Raw genomic sequence first — 22,244 nt, 5'->3', positions numbered from 1 at the left:
TACTACGCACTTGGCCCACGGACCCAGCATGGACATCGGGCACCCACGCGACGTCGACCCGTCGATTACGGGCCAGCCGCACCAGGTGACGGGCAAAGTCCCCGACCTGATGGGCACATATCGAGGACGCTTGGTAACCCGGTGAGCATGCCAGCGGCGGTACGAGCACTCGTACCGCCGCAACTCATGCCCCGGACAGCGCCGGGTGACCCTCTCAGGCCGCGCCGCGCTGCAGTGCCTCGCACACCGCCGTCGACTCGCGCGCACCCAGCTCGACCGCCCTGCCGCAGTGCGCGATCCAGGCCGCCATGCCCTCCGGGGTGCCGGAGACGTAGCCGTCCAGCGCCGCCAGATAGGCCGCGCGGCCCAGTTCGGCGTGGCCGACCTCGGCCGGGCAGATCGCCTTCGGGTCCAGGCCGCTGCCGATCAGGACGATCCGCTCGGCCGTGCGCGCGACCAGGCCGTTGTGGGACACAAAGGGCCGCAGCGCGAGCAGCTCGCCGTGCACCACGGCGGCGGTCACCAGCGCGGGAGCGGACGTCCCCGCGATGATCAGGTCCGCGAGCCCCTCCAGTCGGCCGGAGACCTCCCGGACGTCCGGCAGCGGCAGCTCGATCAGCGGCTCGTCCACCGCCTCACCGGCCTGGCGCGGCCGGCCGACCTCGTCGCCCTGGCTCGCCGCGGCCACCAGGTGCAGCCGGGCCAGCACCCGCAGGGGTGACTGCCGCCAGATGGACAGCAGCTGTCCGGCCTCCGCCGACAGCCGGAGGGCCGCGCCCATGACCCGCGCCTCGGAGTCGACGCCGAAGTCGGTGCGCCGCCGCACCTCCTCCAGGGCCCAGTCGGCACCGGAGAGCGCCGCGGAGCCGCGGGCGGCGCGCAGGGCGGCCTCGGAGGTGATCTCGGTGCTGCGGCGCCGCATGATCCGGTGCCCGTAGACCCGGTCCACGGCCTTGCGCACGGACTCCACGGAGTCGGCCACACCGGGCAGCGAGCCCAGGGCGGCGAGCGGGTCGGCGTTCGCGCCTGTCGTACTCATGAGTACGACCCTACGCACCCCATCGGCCGACCCCTCGAAGGAGTGGTCTTCTTCACTTCAGCCTGCCACATGCAGCTATCGACTGACTACTCTTGGTGAACATGAAAATTGCTTTCGTCGGGAAGGGCGGCAGTGGCAAGACCACGCTCTCCTCCCTCTTCATCCGGCACCTCGCGGCCTCCGGCGCCCCGGTGGTCGCCATCGACGCCGACATCAACCAGCACCTCGGGCCCGCGCTCGGCCTCGACGAGAGGGAGGCCGCCGCGCTGCCCGCCATGGGCGAGCGGCTGCCGCTGATCAAGGACTACCTGCGCGGCGCCAACCCGCGGATCCCCTCCGCCGCCACCATGATCAAGACGACTCCGCCCGGCGAGGGTTCGCGGCTGGTCCGGGTACGGGAGCCGAATCCCGTCTACGACGCCTGTGCGCGCCCGGTGGAACTCGACGGCGGCGCCGTCCGTTTGATGGTCACCGGCCCCTTCACGGACGCCGACCTGGGGGTCGCCTGCTACCACTCCAAGACGGGAGCGGTGGAGCTGTTCCTGAACCACCTCGTCGACGGCCCCGACGAGTACGTCGTGGTCGACATGACGGCGGGCTCGGACTCCTTCGCCTCCGGCATGTTCACCCGCTTCGACATGACGTTCCTCGTCGCCGAGCCCACCCGGAAGGGGGTCTCCGTCTACCGCCAGTACAAGGAGTACGCCCGCGACTTCGGTGTCGCCCTGAAGGTCGTCGGCAACAAGATCCAGGAGCAGGACGACATCGACTTCCTGCGCGCGGAGGTCGGAGACGACCTGCTCGTGACGGTCGGGCGCTCGGACTGGGTGCGCGCCATGGAGAAGGGCCGCCCGCCGCGGTTCGACCTCCTGGAGGAGGCCAACGCCCGGGCCCTGCACACCCTGCGGGCCACCGCGGACGCCACGTACGAGCTGCGGGACTGGGAGCGCTACACCCGCCAGATGGTGCACTTCCACCTGAAGAACGCCGAGGCGTGGGGCAACGAGCGCACCGGGGTCGACCTGGCGGCGCAGGTCGACCCCGCCTTCGTGCTCGGCGAGGGCGTGGCGATCCCCGCCTGACGCCTACCGCTTGACCGCCGGCGCCCCGGGCACACCCTTGGGCGCCGGGGCCGGGCGGCCGGAGAGGAAGGACGCCCAGCCCTGCCTGGGAGCCTCGCCCACCTTCAGGGTGCGCAGCTTCTCCAGGGTCTTCGGATCCTGGGCGTCCAGCCAGTCGACCAGCTGGTGGAAGGACACACAGCGCACGTCGGGCTTGTTGCACACCTCCTTCACCGTGTCCTCGACGGCCCGCATGTACGTGCCGCCGTTCCAGGACTCGAAGTGGTTGCCGATGATCAGCGGCGCGCGGTTGCCGTCGTAGGCCCGGTAGAAGCCCTTGATGAGGCCGTCGCGCATCTGGTCCCCCCAGTAGTCGAACTTGTCCGGGTCGCCCTGGGTCTCGGTGCCGGACTGGTTGACCATGAAGTTGTAGTCCATGGTCAACTGCTCATAGGTGTGCCCGGGGAAGGGCACCAGCTGCATGGACACGTCCCACAGCCCCTCCTTCTTCTTGGGCCACACCTGGTCGTTGACCCCGCTGGAGTCATAGCGGAAGCCCAACTCGCGGGCCGCCTTCATGAAGTTCTGCTGACCTTCGAGGCAGGGGGTGCGGGCGCCGATCAGCTCCTTGTCGTAATCGAAGGGCAGCGGGGCCGAACTCTTCATGCCGCTGTTGCTCTTCCAGCCCTTCACGAACTGCTTGGCCTGGGCGATCTCGCTCTTCCACTCGTCCACCGACCAGGTGCCGACCCCGCCGTCGGGCCCGCAGAAATGGCCGTTGAAGTGCGTGCCGATCTCATGGCCCTCCAGCCAGGCCAGCCGTGCCTGCTTGACGGTGTCGGCGATCCCCTTCTCGTCGTTGAAGCCGATGTCGGAGCTGCCCGGCGAATGCTGGGGAGGCTTGTACAGGTCACGCTTCTCCTCCGGCAGCAGGTACACACCGCTGAGGAAGAACGTCATGGCCGCGTGGTTCTCCTTGGCGACCTTACGGAAGTGCGAGAACAGCTTCTGGCTGTCCTCGCCCGCGCCGTCCCAGGAGAACACGACGAACTGCGGCGGCTTCTGACCCGGCTTCAGCCGCTCGGGTCTCGGCAGATACGGCTGTGCGCCGGTGTACGCGGTGGATCCGTCCCCGATCAGCCGGAGCACGCTCCCGGGGGCCGCCGCCCCCTTCTGCGGGCCGGACGCCCCTTCCTTCGAACCGTTGGAGCCGGTCGCGCAACCGGCGAGCGACGAGGCACAGGCCGCGGCGACCACGGCGCCGACGGCGATCCTCTGGGTGGCGGCCATGTTCCGCCCACCTTCTTCCTTCTCTCGGGCACACGCTGACGAGGGCCGTTTTCTGGTGATGTGCCGGGCTTGTGCACGGCAGCGCCGTCAAGGTCGCACAGGAGCGAGAAGGAATTAGTACGACAAGCCGATCAAATGATTAATTCACTCCAGTGAGCGATGCTTTGCTCCATTTGCCCTGGAAAGTTATGCCTTGTCTTTACGTTTCATTACGGTTCATTTACCGATGGTGATCCATCCCGCCCAGTCCGCGACCTGCCGCCCCGGAGGAGACGGGACCATGTCAGCCTGCGCACCACCGCACACGCCGCACCCGCACGCGTCGCACAGCCCGTCGCCGGGCCGCCGGCGCCGCCTGTCCGTGGCGGGCGCCGATCTGTCCGCGTCCCTCGCGGTCTTCCTGATCGCCCTGCCCCTGTCCCTCGGCATCGCCCTGGCCACCGGCGCTCCGCTCCAGGCCGGTCTCGTGGCCGCCGCCGCGGGCGGCATCGTCGCCGGCCGGCTCGGCGGCTGCCCGCTCCAGGTCAGCGGGCCCGCCGCCGGACTCACCGTGGTCACCGCCGACTTGATCCACCGCTACGGCTGGCGGACGACCTGCGGCATCACCGTCCTGGCCGGGCTCGCCCAGCTCGGTCTCGGCTGTCTCCGGGTGGCGCGCGGCGCGCTCGCGGTCAGTCCGGCCGTGGTGCACGGCATGCTCGCCGGCATCGGCATCACCATCGCCGTCGCCCAGCTGCACATCGTCCTCGGCGGCAGCCCGGACAGCTCCGTCCTCGCCAACCTGCGCGCGCTGCCCGCCCAGTTGGCCCATCTGCACCCGGCCGCCGTCTCGATGAGCGCGCTGACGATCGCCCTGCTGCTGACCTGGCCCCGCCTGCCCGGCCGTGCCGGCCGGCTGCTCCGGGGCGTGCCGGCCTCCCTCGTCGCCGTCACCGGAGCCACCGCCACGGCGGCCCTGACCGGACTGACCCTGCCCCGGGTCGACCTGCCGTCCTGGCGCAGCCACGCCCTGGCCGGACTGCCCGAGGGCCCGGCGCTCGGCCTCGCTGCGGCCGTGCTCACTACCACCCTGGTGTGCAGTGTGCAGTCGCTGCTCGGCGCGGTGGCCGTGGACAAGCTGGTCGCGGGGCGCCCCGGCCCCCTCCCCCGGGTCCGACGCTCGGACCTGGACCGGGAGCTGCTGGGCCAGGGCGCCGCCAACATCGTCTCCGGAGCGCTCGGCGGACTGCCGGTCGCCGGCGTGGCCGTGCGCAGCACCGCGAATGTGAATTCAGGTGCCGTGAGCCGGAACTCCACGATGCTGCACGGCGTTCTCGTAGTAGTCGCCGCGCTGCTGATGGTCCCGGCCCTGGAGGAGATCCCGCTCGCCTCCCTCGCCGCCCTGGTCATGGCCGTCGGTATCCAGATGGTGTCCCTGCACCACATCCGCACGGTGACGCGCCACCGAGAAGTGCCGGTCTACGCCGCGACCACGCTCGGCGTGGTGCTCCTCGGCGTCCTCCAGGGCGTGCTCCTCGGTGTCGCCGTGGCGGTCGCCGTCGCCCTCAACCGCCTTGCCCGCACCCGCATCACCCACGACGAGAAGGAAGGAGTCCATCACGTACGTGTCCGAGGACAGCTGACGTTCCTCGCGGTGCCCCGGCTCAGCCGAGCCCTGCATCTCGTACCCCAAGGCGCCCACGCCGTCGTCGAGTTGGACGGGTCGTTCATGGACCACGCGGCGTACGAGTCACTGCAGGACTGGCTCAGCGGACACACGGCCCGGGGCGGTACGGCCGAGCTGTCGGGCCGGCGCGGCGGAGTGCGGACCGCCGGGCCGATCCCCTCAGCCGGATGCCGGTGCCGGCCCTGGACGCCCTGGCGCAACCACCAGTCCTGCTTCCCGGAAGCCGTCGCCGCTCCGGCCGGCCGGGAACTGGTCCGTGGCATCAGCTCGTTCCAGCGCAACACCGCGCCGCTGGTACGGCGAGAGCTCGCGCGGCTCGCCCGGGAGGGCCAGCAACCCGCGCAGCTCTTCCTCACCTGCGCCGACTCCCGACTCGTCACGTCGATGATCACCGCCAGTGGTCCCGGCGACCTCTTCGTCGTCCGCAACATCGGCAACCTGGTGCCGCCGCCGGGCGAGGAGCACGGTGACGACTCGGTGGCGGCCGCCGTCGAGTACGCGGTCGACGTGCTCGGCGTGCGCTCCATCACCGTGTGCGGGCACTCGGGCTGCGGAGCGATGCAGGCGCTGGCAACGACGTCCGATGCGGGCGGGGCCGCCCCTGGCACCCCGCTGCGGCGCTGGCTCCGGCACGGGCGGCCGAGCGTGGCGCGGATGGCCGGCGACCGGCGCGCCCTTCCCCGGATCGCCGGGCGGGCGCCGGTGGACGCGGTGGAGCAGCTGTGCCTGATCAACGTGATCCAGCAGCTGGAGCACCTGCGGGCGCACGGTCCGGTGGCCCGGGCACTGGCCGGGGGCGAACTGGAGCTGCACGGCATGTACTTCCACGTGGGCGAGGCTCAGGCGTATCTGCTCGCTCGGACCGAAGAAGGCGACGTGTTCGAGGACGTCACGGCAAGTGTCACGGAAGGGGTGCCCGCGAAGACAGCAGAGAGCCCGGCGGACGAGAGCGCCGCCTCGACAGGTCTAAACCAATTTTGCGGTCGGCCCTTGTCATCGGACCCCCGTGTCTGATGAGCTGTGGCCTGGGACACAACGGACACCCTTCGAGAGGGAGATGTCGTGAGCAACGAGAGCCTGGCCAACCTGCTCAAGGAAGAACGCAGGTTCGCGCCACCCGCCGACCTGGCCGCGCATGCCAACGTCACGGCGGAGGCGTATGCACAGGCCAAGGCTGACAGGCTCGGCTTCTGGGCCGAGCAGGCCCGCCGGCTGACCTGGGCCAAGGAACCGACCGAGACGCTGGACTGGTCGAACCCGCCGTTCGCGAAGTGGTTCAAGGACGGCGAGCTGAACGTCGCGTACAACTGCGTCGACCGCCATGTGGAGGCCGGGCACGGGGACCGGGTCGCCATCCACTTCGAGGGTGAGCCAGGCGACAGCCGCTCGATCACCTACGCCGAGCTGAAGGACGAGGTGTCCAAGGCGGCCAACGCCCTGCTGGAGCTGGGTGTCCGCAAGGGCGACCGCGTCGCCATCTATATGCCGATGATCCCGGAGACGGCGATCGCGATGCTGGCCTCGGCCCGGATCGGCGCCGCGCACTCGGTGGTCTTCGGCGGCTTCTCGGCGGACGCGCTCGCGACCCGGATCCAGGACGCGGACGCCAAGGTCGTCATCACCTCCGACGGCGGCTACCGGCGCGGCAAGCCGTCCGCGCTCAAGCCGGCCGTGGACGAGGCGATCCGGAAGGCCGACAACGTCGAGCACGTGCTGGTGGTGCGCCGCACCGGACAGGACGTGGCCTGGACCGAGGGCCGGGACGTGTGGTGGCACGAGCTCGTGGACGGGCAGTCCGCCGAGCACACCCCGGAGGCGTTCGAGGCCGAGCACCCGCTGTTCATCCTCTACACCTCGGGTACGACCGGTAAGCCGAAGGGCATCCTGCACACCTCCGGCGGCTACCTCACCCAGACGGCGTACACCCACTGGGCGGTCTTCGACCTCAAGCCGGAGACGGACGTGTACTGGTGCACGGCCGACGTCGGCTGGGTCACCGGGCACTCGTACATCGTGTACGGCCCGCTGGCCAACGGCGCCACGCAGGTCATGTACGAGGGCACGCCGGACACCCCGCACCAGGGCCGGTTCTGGGAGATCGTGCAGAAGTACAAGGTCACGATCCTCTACACCGCGCCGACGGCGATCCGGACGTTCATGAAGTGGGGCGACGACATCCCCGCCAAGTTCGACCTGTCCTCCCTGCGCGTCCTCGGCTCGGTGGGCGAGCCCATCAACCCCGAGGCGTGGATCTGGTACCGCAAGAACATCGGCGCGGACCGGACGCCCGTCGTGGACACCTGGTGGCAGACCGAGACCGGCGCGATGATGATCTCGCCGCTGCCCGGCGTCACCGACGCCAAGCCCGGCTCCGCGCAGACCCCGCTGCCCGGCATCAGCGCGACCGTCGTGGACGACGAGGCGAACGAGGTGCCGAACGGCGGCGGGGGCTACCTGGTCCTCACCGAGCCGTGGCCGTCGATGCTGCGCACCATCTGGGGCGACGACCAGCGGTTCATCGACACCTACTGGTCCCGCTTCGAGGGCAAGTACTTCGCCGGTGACGGCGCGAAGAAGGACGACGACGGCGACATCTGGCTGCTGGGCCGGGTGGACGACGTGATGCTCGTGTCCGGGCACAACATCTCCACCACGGAGGTGGAGTCGGCCCTCGTCTCGCACCCGTCGGTCGCCGAAGCGGCCGTCGTCGGTGCCGCCGACGAGACCACCGGCCAGGCGATCGTCGCGTTCGTGATCCTGCGCGGTACGGCCGCGGAGACCGAGGCGCTCGTCGGCGAGCTGCGCGATCACGTGGGCGCCACGCTCGGGCCGATCGCCAAGCCCAAGCGGATCCTGCCGGTGGCCGAGCTGCCGAAGACCCGTTCCGGGAAGATCATGCGGCGGCTGCTGCGGGATGTGGCCGAGAACCGTCAGCTGGGGGATGTGACCACACTGACCGACAGCACGGTCATGGACCTCATCCAGGCCAAGCTGCCCGCGGCGCCCAGCGAGGACTAGGCGAAAGGGGTGCCCGGGATCGGCACCGGGCACCCCTTTCCGTCCGGCTCACTGACCTCTGGCGTCAAAATCGAGTAAAATGGCGATCTCAGGGTGTGCCGGGAAGTCTGGTCGGCGGCGCCGTCGGCGATTCCGCGTGACGGCGTGATCATCGCCGTACCGACCCGGAGGTCCCCGCCGTGGCCGCGCCCCGTACCCGCAAAACCGCCCGCAAGGCCCTGGGACGTCTGTCCCTGCCCGAGCGTGCCTTCGTCGCGGACGCGCTGCGCACCGAGACGGTCGGCGGCGTCCTGCTGCTCCTCGCCTCCGTGGCGGCGCTGCTCTGGGCGAACGTCCCGGCCCTCCGCCACAGCTACGAGTCGGTCAGCCACTTCCACCTCGGCCCCGGCTCGCTCGGCCTCGACCTGTCCGTGGCCCACTGGGCCGCCGACGGCCTCCTCGCGGTGTTCTTCTTCGTCGCCGGCATCGAGCTGAAGCGCGAGCTGGTCGCCGGGGACCTGCGCGCCCCCAGGGCGGCCGTACTGCCCGTGGTGGCCGCGCTGTGCGGCATGGCCGTACCGGCGCTCGTCTACACCCTCACCAACCTCACCGGGCACGGCTCCACACAGGGCTGGGCGGTGCCCACCGCCACCGACATCGCCTTCGCGCTCGCCGTCCTCGCGGTCATCGGCACCTCCCTGCCCAGCTCGCTGCGCGCCTTCCTGCTCACCCTCGCGGTCGTCGACGACCTCTTCGCGATCCTGATCATCGCCGTCTTCTTCACCGACCGGCTGAACTTCGCCGCGCTCGGCGGGGCCGCCGCCGGGCTGGTGGTCTTCTGGCTGCTGCTGCGCAAGGGCGTGCGCGGCTGGTACGTGTATGTGCCGCTGGCCGTGGTGATCTGGGCGCTGATGTACAACAGCGGCGTGCACGCCACCATCGCCGGCGTGGCGATGGGCCTGATGCTGCGCTGCACCACCCGGGAGGGCGAGCAGCACGCGCCGGGCGAGCACATCGAGCACCTGGCGCGGCCCCTGTCCGCGGGGCTTGCCGTGCCGCTGTTCGCGCTGTTCAGCGCCGGGGTCACCGTCTCCGGCGGCGCGCTCGGGGATGTGTTCACCAAGCCGGAGACGCTCGGCGTGGTGCTGGGGCTCGTCCTCGGCAAGACACTCGGCATCTTCGGCGGCACCTGGCTCACCGTCCGCTTCACCCGGGCCTCCCTCAGCGAGGACATCGCCTGGGCCGATGTCTTCGCGGTGGCCTCCCTCGCCGGCATCGGCTTCACCGTCTCCCTGCTCATCGGGGAGCTCGCCTTCGCCGGCGACGCCGTCCTCGCCGACGAGGTCAAGGCGGCCGTCCTCACCGGATCGCTGATCGCGGCGCTGTGTGCGACGGTGCTGCTGAAGATACGCAACGCCAAGTACCGCAGGCTGTGCGAGGAGGAGGAACGCGACGAGGACCTCGACGGCATCCCGGACATCTACGAGCAGGACGACCCCGCTTACCACCTGCGCATGGCCGAGATCCACGAGCGCAAGGCCGCCGAACACCGGCGGATCGCCGCCGAGCGGGCGGCTGCGGCGCGCCACGGGCTTGCGGAAGTACCGGGCGGGGCAGGCGAGGAGCACGACCGTCCGGCATGATCTGACGAGACGGTACAAAACAAGACGGCCACAGATGCGGGACGGCCGGACAGGACGGCCGCGCCGGCGGGGCGCCCGTACCCGACGGAACGCCTGCGGCACGAGAGAACTCTGAGGGAGAACGCGATGAGCGCACCCGACGGCAGCCCGGTCGGCGCCGAACGCAGCATCGGCCAGCTGTTCGCCTCGGCGACGACCGAATTGTCGGCGCTGGTGCACGACGAGATCGCGCTGGCCAAGGCCCAGCTGAAGCGGGACGTGAAGAAGGGCGCGATGAGCGGCGGCGCCTTCTCGATGGCGGGCGCCGTGCTGGTGTTCTCCCTGCCGATGCTCAACTTCGCGCTCGCCTACGGCATCCGGACCTGGAGCGGCTGGAACCTGGCGGTCTGCTTCCTGCTGTCCTTCGCGGCCAACGTGCTGGTCGCCGGCCTCCTCGCGCTGATCGGCGTGACGTTCGCGAAGAAGGCCAAGAAGGACAAGGGCCCGCAGAAGGTGGCCGCCTCCATGAAGGAGACGGCGGGCGTCCTGCAGAACGCCAAGCCGCATCCGCGCCCCGAGCTGCCCGAAGACCGGGCCCCCGCGGCCATCGAGGCTGTGGCACGCTCGTCGTCATGACGGACCCCGCCCCCTCGGCCGTACGGATCGACCTTCCCCACGGGGAAAAGGTGACGCACAGGGACGTCGCCGCCAACGGCGCGCGCTTCCACATCGCCGAACTCGGCGACGGCCCCCTGGTGCTGCTCCTGCACGGCTTCCCGCAGTTCTGGTGGACCTGGCGGCACCAGCTGGTGGCGCTCGCGGACGCGGGCTACCGGGCGGTGGCGATGGACCTGCGGGGCATCGGCGGCAGCGACCGTACGCCCCGCGGGTACGACCCCGCCAATCTCGCGCTCGACGTCACCGGCGTCATCCGCTCGCTCGGCGAGCCGGACGCGGCGCTGGTCGGCCATGACCTGGGCGGCTATCTGGCGTGGACGGCGGCGGCGATGCGGCCCAAGCTCGTCCGGCGCCTCGCCGTCGTCTCGATGCCGCATCCGCGGCGCTGGCGCGCGGCGATGCTGCGGGACGCCCGCCAGACGGCCGCCAACTCCTACATCTGGGGTTTCCAGCGGCCATGGGTCCCGGAGCGTCAACTCACCGCGAGCGGCGGGGAGCTGGTGGGCCGGCTGATCCGGGACTGGTCCGGGCCGCGCCCGCCGGAGGACGAGGCGGTGGAGATCTATCAGCGGGCCATGTGCATCCCGTCGACCGCGCATTGCGCGATCGAGCCGTACCGCTGGCTGGTGCGTTCGCTGGCCCGCCCGGACGGCATCCAGTTCAACCGCCGGATGAAGCGGCCGGTGCGGGTGCCCACGCTGCATCTGCACGGGTCCCTGGACCCGGTGACGCGCACACGCAGCGCGGCCGGTTCGGGCGAGTACGTCGAAGCGCCGTACCGCTGGCGCCTGTTCGACGGCCTCGGCCACTTCCCGCACGAGGAGGACCCGGTGGCGTTCTCCGCGGAACTGGTCAACTGGCTGAAGGATCCCGAGCCGGACCGGTGACACACGCCGGTGGCGGATGGGAGCGCCGGTGGGCGGCGTTCGTTTGTGACCGTTCGGTGACGGGCTCGATGCGTGGAGTATCCGGATCGTGAACACTTGTCCCCCGAACGGCCACATGCCTGCCGCATAGGCCAATTGGGCGGCGCTCAGGCGGTTATCGACCTTCGGGCGGGGCACACGTCGGGGTATGGGCTGGACGCACGACTACAGTGACGCACCCCGCAACCGCCGCTCGGCCGCCGGCTTGAGCACGCCTCAGCGAGGCAACCCGCAACTCGCCGAAGGAGACCTCCGCGTGGGGATTCCGCACATCCTGCGCCGCCGCGCCCGCTGGGTGTCCGTGCGTCTGCGTCACCCGCGCGGCTGACCCGCGCGGCTGACTTTCTTCCCGGCCTTCTTCCCGAGCCCGATTCCGGGCCTCTGTCCGGGCCTCTTTCCGGGCTCTGTCCGGGGCGTCACAGGGCGCAGCTGTCCGTGCCCACCTGCTCGTTCGCCGCGCGTCCGCGCGCGATGTCGGGCCGGATCTCGTCCGCCGTGAGGGCGTAGCCCGTGTCGGCGTCGTCGAGGGACTTGGCGAACACCACGCCGTACACCCGGCCGTCGGGGGTGAGCAGCGGGCCGCCCGAGTTGCCCTGACGGACGATCGTGTACAGCGAGTAGACGTCCCGGCGGACGGTGCCGCGGTGGTAGATGTCCGGGCCGTTGGCCGTGATGCGCCCGCGCACGCGTGCGGCGCGCACGTCGTACGAGCCGTTCTCCGGGAAGCCCGCGACGATCGCGCCGTCGCCGCCGGACGCGTCCTGCGGGGAGAACCGCAGGGCGTGCGCCCGCAGGGCGGGTACGTCGAGCACGGCGATGTCGCGCTTCCAGTCGTACAGGACGACCCTGGCGTCGTACTTGCGGCCCTCGCCGCCTATCTGCACGGTGGGCGCGTCGACGCCGCCTACGACATGCGCGTTGGTCATGACCCGGCGGTCGGCGAAGACGAAGCCGGTGCCCTCCAGGACCTTGCCGCAGCTCTGGGCGGTACCGGTCACCTTCACGATGGAGCGCTGGGCGCGCAGGGTCACCGGGCTGTTCGCGAGGGCCGGGTCGGGCGGCTCCACGTCCTTGATCGGCTCGTTGGCGAAGGGGCTGAAGACCTGCGGGTAGCCGTTCTGCGCGAGGACGGAGGAGAAGTCCGCGAACCAGGTGTCGGCCTGGGCGGGCAGCGCCCGGGAGACACCGAGGAGCACCTTGGAGCCGCGCACCTCCTTGCCGAGCGTCGGCAGGGTGGTGCCCGCCAGGGCGGACCCGATCAGCCAGGCCACCAGCAGCATGGCGATGACGTTGACCAGGGCGCCGCCCGTGGCGTCCAGGGCGCGGGCCGGGGACCAGGTGATGTACCGGCGCAGCTTGTTGCCGAGGTGGGTGGTCAGGGCCTGGCCGACGGAGGCGCAGACGATGACGACGACCACGGCGACCACGGCAGCGGTGGTGCCGACCTGCGCGTTGTCGGTCACGGCGTCCCAGAGGACGGGCAGTGCGTAGACGGCGACGAGGCCGCCGCCCAGGAACCCGATCACCGACAGGATGCCGACGACGAAGCCCTGGCGGTAGCCGACGACCGCGAACCACACGGCCGCGACCAGCAACAGGATGTCCAGCACGTTCACTGCTTCAGGCCTCGCCTACTCCACTCCGCTCCCCGCGGCCCGGCCGGGGGTCCAGGGGTCGGCCCCCGGAAAGACACAGCACGGACGACACCCTGTCATGAGTGCCAGTCGAGCGGGACCTGTCTCTCCCGGTGCCAGGGGCGCTCCCAGCCCGCGAAGTGGAGCAGGCGGTCGATCACTCCGGCTGTGAAGCCCCACACCAGGGCCGATTCGACCAGGAATGCCGGGCCTCGGTGGCCGCTGGGGTGGACGGCGGTGGCGCGGTTGGCGGGGTCCGTGAGATCCGCCACGGGGACCGTGAAGACCCGCGCGGTCTCGTTCGGATCGACGACGCCGACCGGGCTGGGTGTGCGCCACCAGCCGAGGACGGGCGTGACGACGAAGCCGCTGACCGGGATGTAGAGCGCGGGCAGCACACCGAAGAGCTGGACGCCGGACGGGTCCAGGCCGGTCTCCTCCTCGGCCTCGCGCAGCGCGGCCCGGAGCGGGCCGTCGGTGTGCGGGTCGCCGTCCTCGGGGTCGAGCGCGCCGCCCGGGAAGGACGGCTGCCCGGCGTGCGAGCGCAGCGAGCCGGCGCGCTCCATCAGCAGCAGCTCCGGGCCCCGCTCGCCCTCGCCGAACAGGATCAGCACGGCCGACTTGCGGCCCGAGCCGTTCTCCGGCGGCAGGAAGCGGCTCAGCTGGAGCGGCTCGACCGTCTCGGCCGCCCGCACCACCGGCGCCAGCCACGGGGGCAGCCCCTCCTTGCTGAGCGCCACCGGACCGCGCGCCACCGGACCGCGCGCCACCGGGCCGCGCGCCACCGGACCGCGCGCCGCCGCACCGCGCGTCACCGGACCGCCCCGTGTCTCACCGACCCTCGCCATCGCCACCCCCTCGCTCTGTCTGTCCAACGCCCGGGGGCCCCGAGATCGTTCCGTCACGCGGCCCCCAGCGGCGGGGCCGGCTTGCCGCCCGCGTCGAGGTAGGCCTGCGGGGGCTTGAGCCGCTGGCCGGGGAAGCCGCCCTTCTCGTACTTCAGGAGCTTCTTCGCCTTCTCCGGGTCGGTCTCGCCCTCGCCGTAGGCCGGGCAGAGCGGGGCGATCGGACAGGCGCCGCAGGCGGGCTTGCGGGCGTGGCAGATACGGCGGCCGTGCCAGATCACGTGGTGGGAGAGGTCGGTCCAGTCGCTCTTCGGGAACAGCGCGCCGACGGCGGCCTCGATCTTGTCCGGGTCGGTCTCCCCGGTCCACTGCCAGCGCCGCACCAGCCGCTGGAAGTGGGTGTCCACGGTGATCCCGGGCCGTCCGAAGGCGTTGCCGAGCACGACGAAGGCGGTCTTGCGGCCGACGCCGGGCAGCTTGACCAGCTCCTCCAGCCGGCCCGGGACCTCGCCGCCGAAGTCCTCGACGAGCGCCTTGGACAGCCCCATCACCGACTTGGTCTTGGCCCGGAAGAACCCGCAGGGGCGCAGGATCTCCTCGACCTCCTCCGGGTTGGCGGCGGCCAGGTCCTCGGGGGCCGGGTACTTCGCGAAGAGCGCCGGGGTCGTCTGGTTGACGCGCAGGTCGGTGGTCTGGGCCGACAGCACGGTGGCCACCAGCAGCTGGAAGGGGTTCTCGAAGTCCAGCTCGGGATGGGCGTAGGGGTACACCTCGGCCAGCTCGCGGTTGATGCGGCGGGCGCGGCGGACCAGCGCGGTGCGGGAGTCGTCCCCCGGCGGCTTCACGGCGACCTTCTTGGCGGGCGCGGCCTTCCGCACCGCCACGGCCTTGCCGGTCGCCACGGCCTTCTTCGCTGCGGTGACCTTCTTGGCAGCAGTCGCCTTCTTCGCAGCGGCGGCCTTCTTGCCGGGGGTGCCCTTCTTGGTGGCGGCGGCCTTCTTGGTGGCGGCGACCTTCTTGGCGGCGGCCTTTTTAGCCGTTTTTCTGGTTTTCTCACCACCGTCCGAGCCTTGTTCGCCCACAGCGGAATCGCGACGTACAACCACCCGCTCAACCCCCTTGTCCTGTGCTGTCACCGGCGATTTGGACACCCGGCCAGCCTAGAGCCCGGCACCGACATCCGCCCCGGACCCGGTTGATCGGACTCCGATTGGACCCCTGACGCTTACCTCGGGACACCTGTGCGGCATCCTTGTGACAGATCACACTGTTTGGACCGTCCGGCAAAATGGGGAACACGGTCCCCTGGCACTCGGGGGAGCAAGATCCCCTGAGCAGGTCGACAAGGAGAGAACTCAGTGGACGACGTTCTGCGGCGCAACCCGCTCTTCGCGGCTCTCGACGACGAGCAGGCCGCGGAGCTTCGCGCCTCCATGAGTGAGGTGACCCTCGCACGCGGCGACTCCCTGTTCCACGAGGGCGACCCGGGCGACCGGCTGTACGTCGTCACCGAGGGCAAGGTCAAGCTGCACCGCACCTCCCCCGACGGCCGCGAGAACATGCTCGCCGTCGTCGGTCCCAGCGAGCTGATCGGTGAGCTGTCGCTCTTCGACCCGGGCCCGCGCACGGCGACCGCGACCGCGCTGACCGAGGTCAAGCTGCTCGGCCTCGGCCACGGCGACCTCCAGCCCTGGCTGAACGCCCGCCCCGAGGTGGCCGGCGCCCTGCTGCGCGCCGTCGCCCGCCGCCTGCGCAAGACCAACGACGCCATGTCCGACCTGGTCTTCTCCGACGTGCCCGGCCGCGTGGCGCGCGCCCTGCTGGACCTCTCGCGCCGCTTCGGCGTGCAGTCCGAGGAGGGCATCCACGTCGTTCACGACCTCACGCAGGAGGAGCTGGCCCAGCTGGTCGGCGCCTCGCGCGAGACCGTGAACAAGGCGCTGGCGGACTTCGCCCAGCGCGGATGGCTCCGCCTGGAGGCGCGTGCGGTGATCCTCCTGGACGTGGAGAGGCTGGCGAAGCGGTCGCGCTGACGCCGGTCCGGCCGTACGGCCCTCGGGGCCCCGCTCCTCGTGAGCCGGGCCCCGCTGTCGTACGGAGGGGCCGTCGAGGCCGGCCCGCGCCGAGGCCGAGCCGCGTGCCGCCGCCCACTACACCGCCTCCCCCCTGGTGCTGCGCTGCCGGCCGGCCCGGCACGCGAGGCCGCGCCCTACGGCGTCGGCGCCGTCCGCAGCCACCTGTGGCTGATCGGCTGGTTCCGGGAGCGCATCACCCGGTACGACCCGCCGTACGCCACGGAGTACGTCGTGGAGCGCAGCGTGCCGCCGTCCCGGCACGAGCTCGGCCGGATGACGTTCGCCGAGACGGACGGCGGCACCCTGGTCCGGTGGACCACCCGGGCGGAGATCCACCTGCCGCTGCTGGGCGCCCCGCTCACCCGGCTGCCGGCCCGCCCGGTGATCACGCGCACCTTCGGCGACATCCTCGGCGCCGCCGAGAAGGCCCTCGCCGACCAGGCCCCGCCGCTTGGACGCCGGTGTGATCCGAACGAGGGGGCCTAGATCAGCCCGTGCTCACTCAGGTAGTCCAGCTGGGCCCGTACCGACAGTTCCGCCGCCGGCCACAGGGAGCGGTCCACGTCGGCGTACACGTGGGCGACGACCTGGGCCGGGGTGCGGTAGCCGTCCTCGACCGCCGTCTCCACCTGGGCGAGCCGGTGGGCGCGGTGGGCGAGGTAGAACTCCACGGCGCCCTGGGCGTCCTCCAGGACCGGTCCGTGGCCCGGCAGGACGGTGTGCACGCCGTCGTCCACGGTCAGGGACCGCAGCCGGCGCAGGGAGTCCAGATAGTCGCCGAGACGGCCGTCGGGGTGCGCCACGACCGTCGTACCCCGCCCGAGGACGGTGTCGCCGGTCAGCACCGCCCGATCGGCCGGGAGGTGGAAGCACAGCGAGTCCGCGGTGTGCCCGGGGGTCGCTACGACCCTCAGCTCCAGGCCGCCGACGGCGATCACGTCTCCCGCGGCCAGGCCCTCGTCGCCCAGGCGCAGCGCGGGATCGAGAGCACGCACGCGCGTGCCGGTCAGTTCCGCGAAGCGGGCGGCGCCCTCGGCGTGGTCGGGATGGCCGTGGGTGAGCAGGGTCAGGGCTATGCGCTTGCCGGCCTTCTCGGCGGTGTCGACGACGGCGGTCAGGTGGCCGTCGTCCAGCGGGCCCGGGTCGATCACCACGGCGAGATCGGAGTCCGGCTCGGCGACGATCCAGGTGTTGGTGCCGTCCAGGGTCATCGCGGAGGCGTTGGGCGCGAGGACGTTGACGGCCCGTTCGGTGGCGGGGCCGGAGAGCACCTGGCCGCGGGGCTGGCCCGGCAGGGCGCTTGCGTCGGTCATACGGGGCCTCCACCGGTCGTCTCAGCGGTCCTCGGAGCGGTCGGGACGTGCTTGGTGAACTCCTCGTGCCCCGGCCAGGACAGGACGATCTCGCCGTCCCTCAGGCGGGCGCGCGCCATCACCGGCGTCAGGTCGCGCCCGGGGGCCGCCGCCAGTGCCTCGGCGGCGCCGGCGTACGGCAGCAGCTGGCGCAGGGTGGCGATGGTGGGCGGCATCATCAGCAGCTCGCCCTTGTCGTAGCCGGCGGCGGCCTGAGCGGGGCGGATCCACACCGTGCGGTCGGCCTCCGTGGAGGCGTTCCGTGTGCGCTGGCCCTCCGGCAGCGCGGCCACGAAGAACCAGGTGTCGTAGCGGCGGGCCTCGAACTCGGGGGTGATCCAGCGGGTCCAGGCGCCCAGCAGGTCCGAGCGCAGCACCAGTCCGCGCCGGTCCAGGAACTCGGCGAACGACAGCTCACGCGCGACCAGCGCGGCCCGGTCCGCCTCCCAGTCGTCGCCGGTGGTGTCGCCGACGACCGACTCCGCGTCGGGCCCGGCGAGCAGGACGCCCGTCTCCTCGTACGTCTCCCGTACGGCCGCGCAGACGATCGCCTGGGCGCCCGGCTCGTCGACGCCCAGCCGGTCCGCCCACCACGCGCGCGTGGGGCCCGCCCAGCGCACCAGACGGTCGTCGTCGCGCGGGTCGACCCCGCCTCCGGGATACGCGTACGCGCCTCCGGCGAAGGCCATGGAGGCGCGTCTGCGCAGCATGTGGACGACCGGACCGGACTCGGTGTCCTTCAGGAGCAGCACCGTGGCCGCGCGTCTGGGGGACACCGGGGTGAGCGTGCCGTCCGCGAGCGCGCGGATGCGGTCCGGCCACTCCGGGGGGTACCACTGACCGTTCGCCATGGCCGGAGGCTATCCCGTGTAGGGCGAATGTTCGAGAGGTGCCCGAGGCCAGAGGCCAGAGGTGTTCCGGCGTGTTCCGGCGTGTCCGGCGGGGTTACGGGGCGAGTTCCACCTGGATCTCGACCTCGACCGGCGCGTCCAGCGGCAGCACCGCGACGCCGACCGCGCTGCGGGCGTGCACGCCCTTGTCGCCGAGGACCTCGCCGAGCAGCTCGCTGGCGCCGTTGACGACACCGGGCTGCCCGGTGAAGTCGGCGGCGGAGGCGACGAAGCCGACGACCTTCACCACGCGCGCGATGCGGTCCAGGTCGCCGGTGACGGACTTCACCGCGGCCAGCGCGTTCAACGCGCACGTACGGGCCAGGTCCTTGGCCTCCTCCGGCGTGACCTCGGCGCCCACCTTGCCGGTGACCGGCAGCTTGCCCTCGACCATCGGCAGCTGGCCGGCGGTGTAGACGTACACCCCGGACTGCACGGCCGGCTGGTACGCGGCCAGCGGCGGTACGACCTCCGGCAGGGTCAGCCCCAGTTCGGCCAGCCTGGCCTCGACCGCGCTCATGCCTGCTTCTCCCGCTTCAGGTAGGCCACGAGCTGCTCGGGGTTGTTCGGCCCGGGCACGACCTGGACGAGCTCCCAGCCGTCCTCGCCCCAGGTGTCCAGAATCTGCTTCGTGGCATGGACGAGCAGCGGCACGGTTGCGTATTCCCACTTGGTCATGGGGCCGACTGTAGCCGCTGCGACCGGCGGGGACGGCGGCGACCGGGGCCGGCTGTGTCCGGCGTTGTCCACAGGCCGGGCAGCAGGCTGTGACCAGCGTTATCCACAGCCTCCCGCGTGAGTCTCGGCCGGACTGGTTAGTCTCGAAGACGTGAGCAGGCTCCAGGTCGTCAGCGGCAAGGGCGGGACCGGAAAGACGACGGTCGCCGCCGCACTGGCGCTGGCCCTCGCGACCGAGGGGAAGCGGACGCTTCTCGTGGAGGTCGAGGGCCGGCAGGGCATCGCCCAGCTCTTCGAGACGGAGGCGTTGCCGTATGAGGAGCGGAAGATCGCGGTCGCTCCGGGGGGCGGCGAGGTGTACGCCCTCGCCATAGACCCCGAACTGGCCCTTCTGGACTACCTCCAGATGTTCTACAAGCTCGGCGGTGCGGGCCGGGCCCTGAAGAAGCTCGGCGCGATCGACTTCGCCACCACCATCGCACCGGGCATCCGGGACGTCCTGCTGACCGGCAAGGCATGCGAGGCGGTGCGCCGCAAGGACAGGAGCGGCCGGTTCGCGTACGACTACGTCGTCATGGACGCCCCGCCGACCGGCCGCATCACCCGCTTCCTGAACGTCAACGACGAGGTGGCGGGCCTGGCGAAGATCGGCCCCATACACAATCAGGCGCAGGCGGTGATGCGGGTGCTGAAGTCGCCGGAGACGGCGGTGCACCTGGTCACGCTGCTGGAGGAGATGCCGGTCCAGGAGACCGCCGACGGCATCGCCGAACTCCACGCGGCGCGGCTGCCGGTGGGCCGGGTCATCGTGAACATGGTCCGGCCCCAGGTGTTGGACGCGGCCGACCTGGAACTCGTACGGACCGTGGAGCGTTCCTCTGTCGCACAGGCGTTGTCGGCGGCCGGCCTGGGCGGGGCCCGGCGCGGCGGGAACGCGGAGAAGCTGGTGGACCCGCTGCTGCAGCAGGCCGCGGAGTACGCCGAGCGGTACGCGCTGGAGCAGGAGCAGCGCGCGGCCCTCGGCGAGCTGGGCCTGCCGCTGGGCGAACTGCCGCTGCTCGCCGAGGGCATGGACCTGGCGGGCCTGTACGAACTCGCCACCGAGCTGCGGAAGCAGGGGTTGTCATGAGTCCGGACCCGGCCGAGGCACCCGAGGCGGCGGTACAGACCGAGGGGCGGGAGAAGACCCACGGTCTCTCTCCCGCGCGCACCCTCGACATCGACGCGCTGCTGGACGACCCGAAGACCCGGATCGTGGTGTGCTGCGGCTCGGGCGGGGTCGGCAAGACGACGACCGCGGCGGCCCTCGGCCTGAGGGCGGCCGAGCGGGGCCGCAAGGTGGTCGTGCTGACCATCGACCCGGCCCGGCGGCTGGCCCAGTCGATGGGCATCGACTCGCTCGACAACGTGCCGCGCCGGGTGAAGGGCACCGAGGACCAGGGAGGGGCCTCGCGCAGCGATGCGGCCGAGGGCGATGGCGGGCGACGGGCGGGCGGGGAACTGCACGCCATGATGCTCGACATGAAGCGCACCTTCGACGAGGTCGTGGAAGCGCACGCGGACCCCGCGCGGGCGGCCGCGATCCTGGCGAACCCCTTCTACCAGTCGCTCTCGGCGGGCTTCGCGGGCACGCAGGAGTACATGGCGATGGAGAAGCTGGGCCAGCTGCGCGCGAAGGACGAGTGGGACCTGATCGTGGTCGACACCCCGCCGTCCCGCTCCGCGCTGGACTTCCTGGACGCGCCCAAGCGGCTCGGCTCCTTCCTGGACGGCCGGCTGATCCGGCTGCTGACGGCTCCCGCCAAGCTCGGCGGACGCGCGGGGATGGCCTTCCTCAACGTCGGCATGTCGATGATGACCGGCACCCTCGGCAAGCTGCTGGGCGGCCAGCTGCTGAAGGACGTCCAGACCTTCGTGGCGGCGATGGACACCACGTTCGGCGGGTTCCGTACGCGCGCGGACGCCACGTACAAGCTGCTCCAGGCGCCCGGCACGGCGTTTCTGGTGGTCGCGGCCCCGGAGCGGGACGCGCTCCGGGAGGCGGCGTACTTCGTGGAGCGGCTGGCCGAGGAGAAGATGCCGCTGGTGGGTCTGGTGCTGAACCGGGTCCATGGCAGCGACGCGGGCCGGCTGTCGGCCGAGCGGGCGCTCGCCGCCGCCGAAAATCTTGAGGAGCCCCGCATTGTGGATCAGGGGGGCGGGAAAGCTGGACTTCGTAACTCTCCAGTTTCATACGGCAGTTCGCGATCCCCCGCCTCCGAGGCCGCACTCGACGCTCCTTCCGAAGAAGGCTCCCCCGCCGACCCGGAGCGCTCCGTCGACCGGCTCACCGCGGGGCTGCTGCGACTGCACGCCGATCGCATGCAGCTGCTCTCGCGGGAGCAGCGCACGCGTGACCGTTTCACCGCCCGTCACCCCGAGGTGGCGGTGGTCGAAGTACCCGCGCTGCCCGGCGACGTCCACGACCTCACGGGCCTGCGCGACATCGGCGCCCGGCTGGCAGCGGGCGCGGCAGACCGCACGGAACAGCCGTAGCGCGGCCACGGGTGAGGCGACCGGCGGCTGCACGGCACCTGGCGTGACGAGCGGTCGTGGGCGCGCAGGCGACCGGCATGCCCGCGTGAGCGAGCGGTCACACATGCGCAGGCGAACGGCGAGGGCACGGGCGCACCCGGGCGGCGGCAGGCGCGGGCGTGGCCGTGATGCGCGTGCGGGCGAGCGGTCATGCGTGCGCCCGTGGCTGCCGCCCTGGGCGAGCCGAGGCGAGCGAGCAGTCAGTCGCAGACGCGGGGATGGCTGCCATACGTGCGCCAGTGGCTGTCGTACGCGCGTGGGTGGCACACGCGCGCCCGGCATGGCCGGTACTCCCGGACCCGTCGCGCCCGTCACTTCCCGGGACCGCAGCTTCCCGGGACCGTCCCGGACCCCGGGCGTGTACCCACTCGGCGTTTCCTGGAGCTGTGCCCCGGGGGTATGCCGGAGGGAACGCCCTCAGCTCACCGCCGCGTAGTGCTCGTACACCTCGTCGTTGTCGAGGGGCACGATGCCCGCGCCGCGCTCGTACTCCGAGCGGGCGGTCTCCAGCAGCCTGCGCCAGGAGGTCACGGTGGGCCGGCGGCGCAGCAGTGCGCGGCGCTCCCGCTCCGTCATACCTCCCCACACGCCGAACTCGACGCGGTTGTCCAGCGCGTCGGCCAGGCATTCGGTGCGTACCGGGCATCCGGTGCACACCGCCTTGGCCCTGTTCTGCGCTGCTCCCTGAACGAACAGTTCATCCGGATCGGTAGTGCGGCAGGCAGCCTGCGCACTCCAGTCGGTTACCCAGCCCATACCGGCGCCGTCCTCTCCCGAATCGAGGCTCCCCCACGGCGGCAGCGGCATATTCACCGCCGCCAGTTGAGGACGTTACGGAAGGTGGGCACAGCGCAACACCCCCTTCGGGCCCAATCTTGAATGGTCCGAACGGACTATGGGTAAGCGGCAGATCACCC

21 protein-coding genes are annotated in these 22,244 nt (G+C 71.6%); 11 read left to right on the top strand and 10 right to left on the bottom strand.

Translation table 11 applies throughout. From position 1 onward, the window contains the following. Positions 1 to 214: 214 nt before the first annotated feature. Positions 215 to 1,039: a Fic family protein gene (locus ABT171_RS15820; RefSeq protein ID WP_351243932.1), complete on the bottom strand. Its 825-nt coding sequence runs from the start codon at positions 1,037 to 1,039 to the stop codon at positions 215 to 217. 101 nt (positions 1,040 to 1,140) lie between these two features. Between ABT171_RS15820 and ABT171_RS15815 the strand changes: the two genes are divergently transcribed. Then, the gene (locus ABT171_RS15815; RefSeq protein ID WP_351243930.1) at positions 1,141 to 2,121 is read left to right on the top strand and encodes an ATP-binding protein; all 981 of its coding nucleotides are present in this window, start codon (positions 1,141 to 1,143) and stop codon (positions 2,119 to 2,121) included. A gap of 3 nt (positions 2,122 to 2,124) precedes the next feature. Here ABT171_RS15815 and ABT171_RS15810 read toward each other — a convergent pair whose 3' ends face one another. After that, entirely contained in the window at positions 2,125 to 3,390 is a 1,266-nt protein-coding gene (locus ABT171_RS15810; RefSeq protein WP_351243928.1) for a polysaccharide deacetylase family protein, read from the bottom strand. A 280-nt stretch (positions 3,391 to 3,670) separates the two neighbouring features. Here ABT171_RS15810 and ABT171_RS15805 point away from each other — a divergent pair, with 280 nt between their 5' ends. The 6 genes from ABT171_RS15805 (at position 3,671) to ABT171_RS15780 (ending at position 11,607) form a co-directional block, all read left to right on the top strand. Next, positions 3,671 to 6,070, top strand: coding sequence for a SulP family inorganic anion transporter (locus ABT171_RS15805; protein ID WP_351243926.1), 2,400 nt, complete (start codon positions 3,671 to 3,673; stop codon positions 6,068 to 6,070). Between the two features lie 48 nt (positions 6,071 to 6,118). Beyond that, positions 6,119 to 8,074: an acetate--CoA ligase gene (acs, locus tag ABT171_RS15800; RefSeq protein WP_351243924.1), complete on the top strand. Its 1,956-nt coding sequence runs from the start codon at positions 6,119 to 6,121 to the stop codon at positions 8,072 to 8,074. A gap of 179 nt (positions 8,075 to 8,253) precedes the next feature. Next, positions 8,254 to 9,696 (top strand): Na+/H+ antiporter NhaA, encoded by a 1,443-nt coding sequence (gene nhaA / locus ABT171_RS15795; RefSeq protein ID WP_351243923.1) that lies wholly within the window; start codon positions 8,254 to 8,256, stop codon positions 9,694 to 9,696. A gap of 126 nt (positions 9,697 to 9,822) precedes the next feature. Then, the gene (locus ABT171_RS15790) at positions 9,823 to 10,311 is read left to right on the top strand and encodes a phage holin family protein (protein WP_351243921.1); all 489 of its coding nucleotides are present in this window, start codon (positions 9,823 to 9,825) and stop codon (positions 10,309 to 10,311) included. Next, positions 10,308 to 11,240 (top strand): alpha/beta fold hydrolase, encoded by a 933-nt coding sequence (locus ABT171_RS15785; protein ID WP_351243919.1) that lies wholly within the window; start codon positions 10,308 to 10,310, stop codon positions 11,238 to 11,240. The genes ABT171_RS15790 and ABT171_RS15785 overlap by 4 nt, the downstream gene beginning before the upstream one ends. A gap of 187 nt (positions 11,241 to 11,427) precedes the next feature. Then, on the top strand, positions 11,428 to 11,607 hold the full coding sequence (locus ABT171_RS15780; protein WP_351243917.1) for a hypothetical protein: 180 nt from the start codon (positions 11,428 to 11,430) through the stop codon (positions 11,605 to 11,607). A gap of 88 nt (positions 11,608 to 11,695) precedes the next feature. On the opposite strand, the gene ABT171_RS15775 is transcribed toward ABT171_RS15780, so the two are convergent. From ABT171_RS15775 to nth, 3 genes are all read right to left on the bottom strand, one after another. Next, positions 11,696 to 12,895 (bottom strand): MarP family serine protease, encoded by a 1,200-nt coding sequence (locus tag ABT171_RS15775; RefSeq protein WP_351243915.1) that lies wholly within the window; start codon positions 12,893 to 12,895, stop codon positions 11,696 to 11,698. A 95-nt stretch (positions 12,896 to 12,990) separates the two neighbouring features. After that, a complete protein-coding gene (locus ABT171_RS15770) occupies positions 12,991 to 13,653 on the bottom strand; it encodes an NUDIX hydrolase (RefSeq protein WP_351244138.1) in 663 nt (220 codons plus the stop codon). A gap of 161 nt (positions 13,654 to 13,814) precedes the next feature. Then, positions 13,815 to 14,840, bottom strand: a complete 1,026-nt coding sequence (nth, locus tag ABT171_RS15765) for an endonuclease III (protein WP_351243913.1) — start codon at positions 14,838 to 14,840, stop codon at positions 13,815 to 13,817. A 276-nt stretch (positions 14,841 to 15,116) separates the two neighbouring features. On the opposite strand from nth, the gene ABT171_RS15760 reads away from it, so the two are divergent. Both ABT171_RS15760 and ABT171_RS15755 read left to right on the top strand, forming a co-directional pair. Further along, positions 15,117 to 15,791 (top strand): Crp/Fnr family transcriptional regulator, encoded by a 675-nt coding sequence (locus tag ABT171_RS15760; RefSeq protein ID WP_023547771.1) that lies wholly within the window; start codon positions 15,117 to 15,119, stop codon positions 15,789 to 15,791. Positions 15,792 to 15,830: 39 nt separating this feature from the next. Then, a complete protein-coding gene (locus ABT171_RS15755) occupies positions 15,831 to 16,319 on the top strand; it encodes an SRPBCC family protein (RefSeq protein ID WP_351243910.1) in 489 nt (162 codons plus the stop codon). Here the strand turns inward: ABT171_RS15755 and ABT171_RS15750 are convergent. From ABT171_RS15750 to sp36, 4 genes are all read right to left on the bottom strand, one after another. Beyond that, positions 16,316 to 17,146, bottom strand: coding sequence for an MBL fold metallo-hydrolase (locus ABT171_RS15750; protein ID WP_351243908.1), 831 nt, complete (start codon positions 17,144 to 17,146; stop codon positions 16,316 to 16,318). The genes ABT171_RS15755 and ABT171_RS15750 overlap by 4 nt on opposite strands. After that, positions 17,143 to 18,036, bottom strand: a complete 894-nt coding sequence (locus tag ABT171_RS15745) for an NUDIX hydrolase (RefSeq protein WP_351243906.1) — start codon at positions 18,034 to 18,036, stop codon at positions 17,143 to 17,145. The genes ABT171_RS15750 and ABT171_RS15745 overlap by 4 nt, the downstream gene beginning before the upstream one ends. 94 nt (positions 18,037 to 18,130) lie before the next feature. Further along, on the bottom strand, positions 18,131 to 18,595 hold the full coding sequence (locus ABT171_RS15740; RefSeq protein WP_351243904.1) for a RidA family protein: 465 nt from the start codon (positions 18,593 to 18,595) through the stop codon (positions 18,131 to 18,133). Continuing rightward, positions 18,592 to 18,753 carry a Sp36 family protein gene (gene sp36, locus ABT171_RS15735; protein WP_003975360.1) on the bottom strand — a complete coding sequence of 54 codons (162 nt, stop codon included), beginning with the start codon at positions 18,751 to 18,753 and terminating at the stop codon, positions 18,592 to 18,594. Before sp36 ends, ABT171_RS15740 begins: the two co-directional genes overlap by 4 nt. Before the next feature lie 151 nt (positions 18,754 to 18,904). Here sp36 and bagA point away from each other — a divergent pair, with 151 nt between their 5' ends. Together bagA and bagB are read left to right on the top strand one after the other, a co-directional pair. Next, positions 18,905 to 19,882 carry an ATPase BagA gene (gene bagA / locus ABT171_RS15730; protein ID WP_351243902.1) on the top strand — a complete coding sequence of 326 codons (978 nt, stop codon included), beginning with the start codon at positions 18,905 to 18,907 and terminating at the stop codon, positions 19,880 to 19,882. Continuing rightward, entirely contained in the window at positions 19,879 to 21,288 is a 1,410-nt protein-coding gene (bagB, locus tag ABT171_RS15725; protein WP_351243900.1) for an ATPase BagB, read from the top strand. Before bagA ends, bagB begins: the two co-directional genes overlap by 4 nt. 456 nt (positions 21,289 to 21,744) lie before the next feature. On the opposite strand, the gene wblA is transcribed toward bagB, so the two are convergent. Continuing rightward, positions 21,745 to 22,083 carry a transcriptional regulator WblA gene (wblA, locus tag ABT171_RS15720; RefSeq protein WP_174673986.1) on the bottom strand — a complete coding sequence of 113 codons (339 nt, stop codon included), beginning with the start codon at positions 22,081 to 22,083 and terminating at the stop codon, positions 21,745 to 21,747. Between the last annotated feature and the right edge of the window lie 161 nt (positions 22,084 to 22,244).

It is taken from the genome of Streptomyces sp. NPDC001851 (assembly GCF_040297165.1).
Classification (GTDB): domain Bacteria; phylum Actinomycetota; class Actinomycetes; order Streptomycetales; family Streptomycetaceae; genus Streptomyces.
This window is presented reverse-complemented; position numbering and strand designations above follow the sequence as displayed.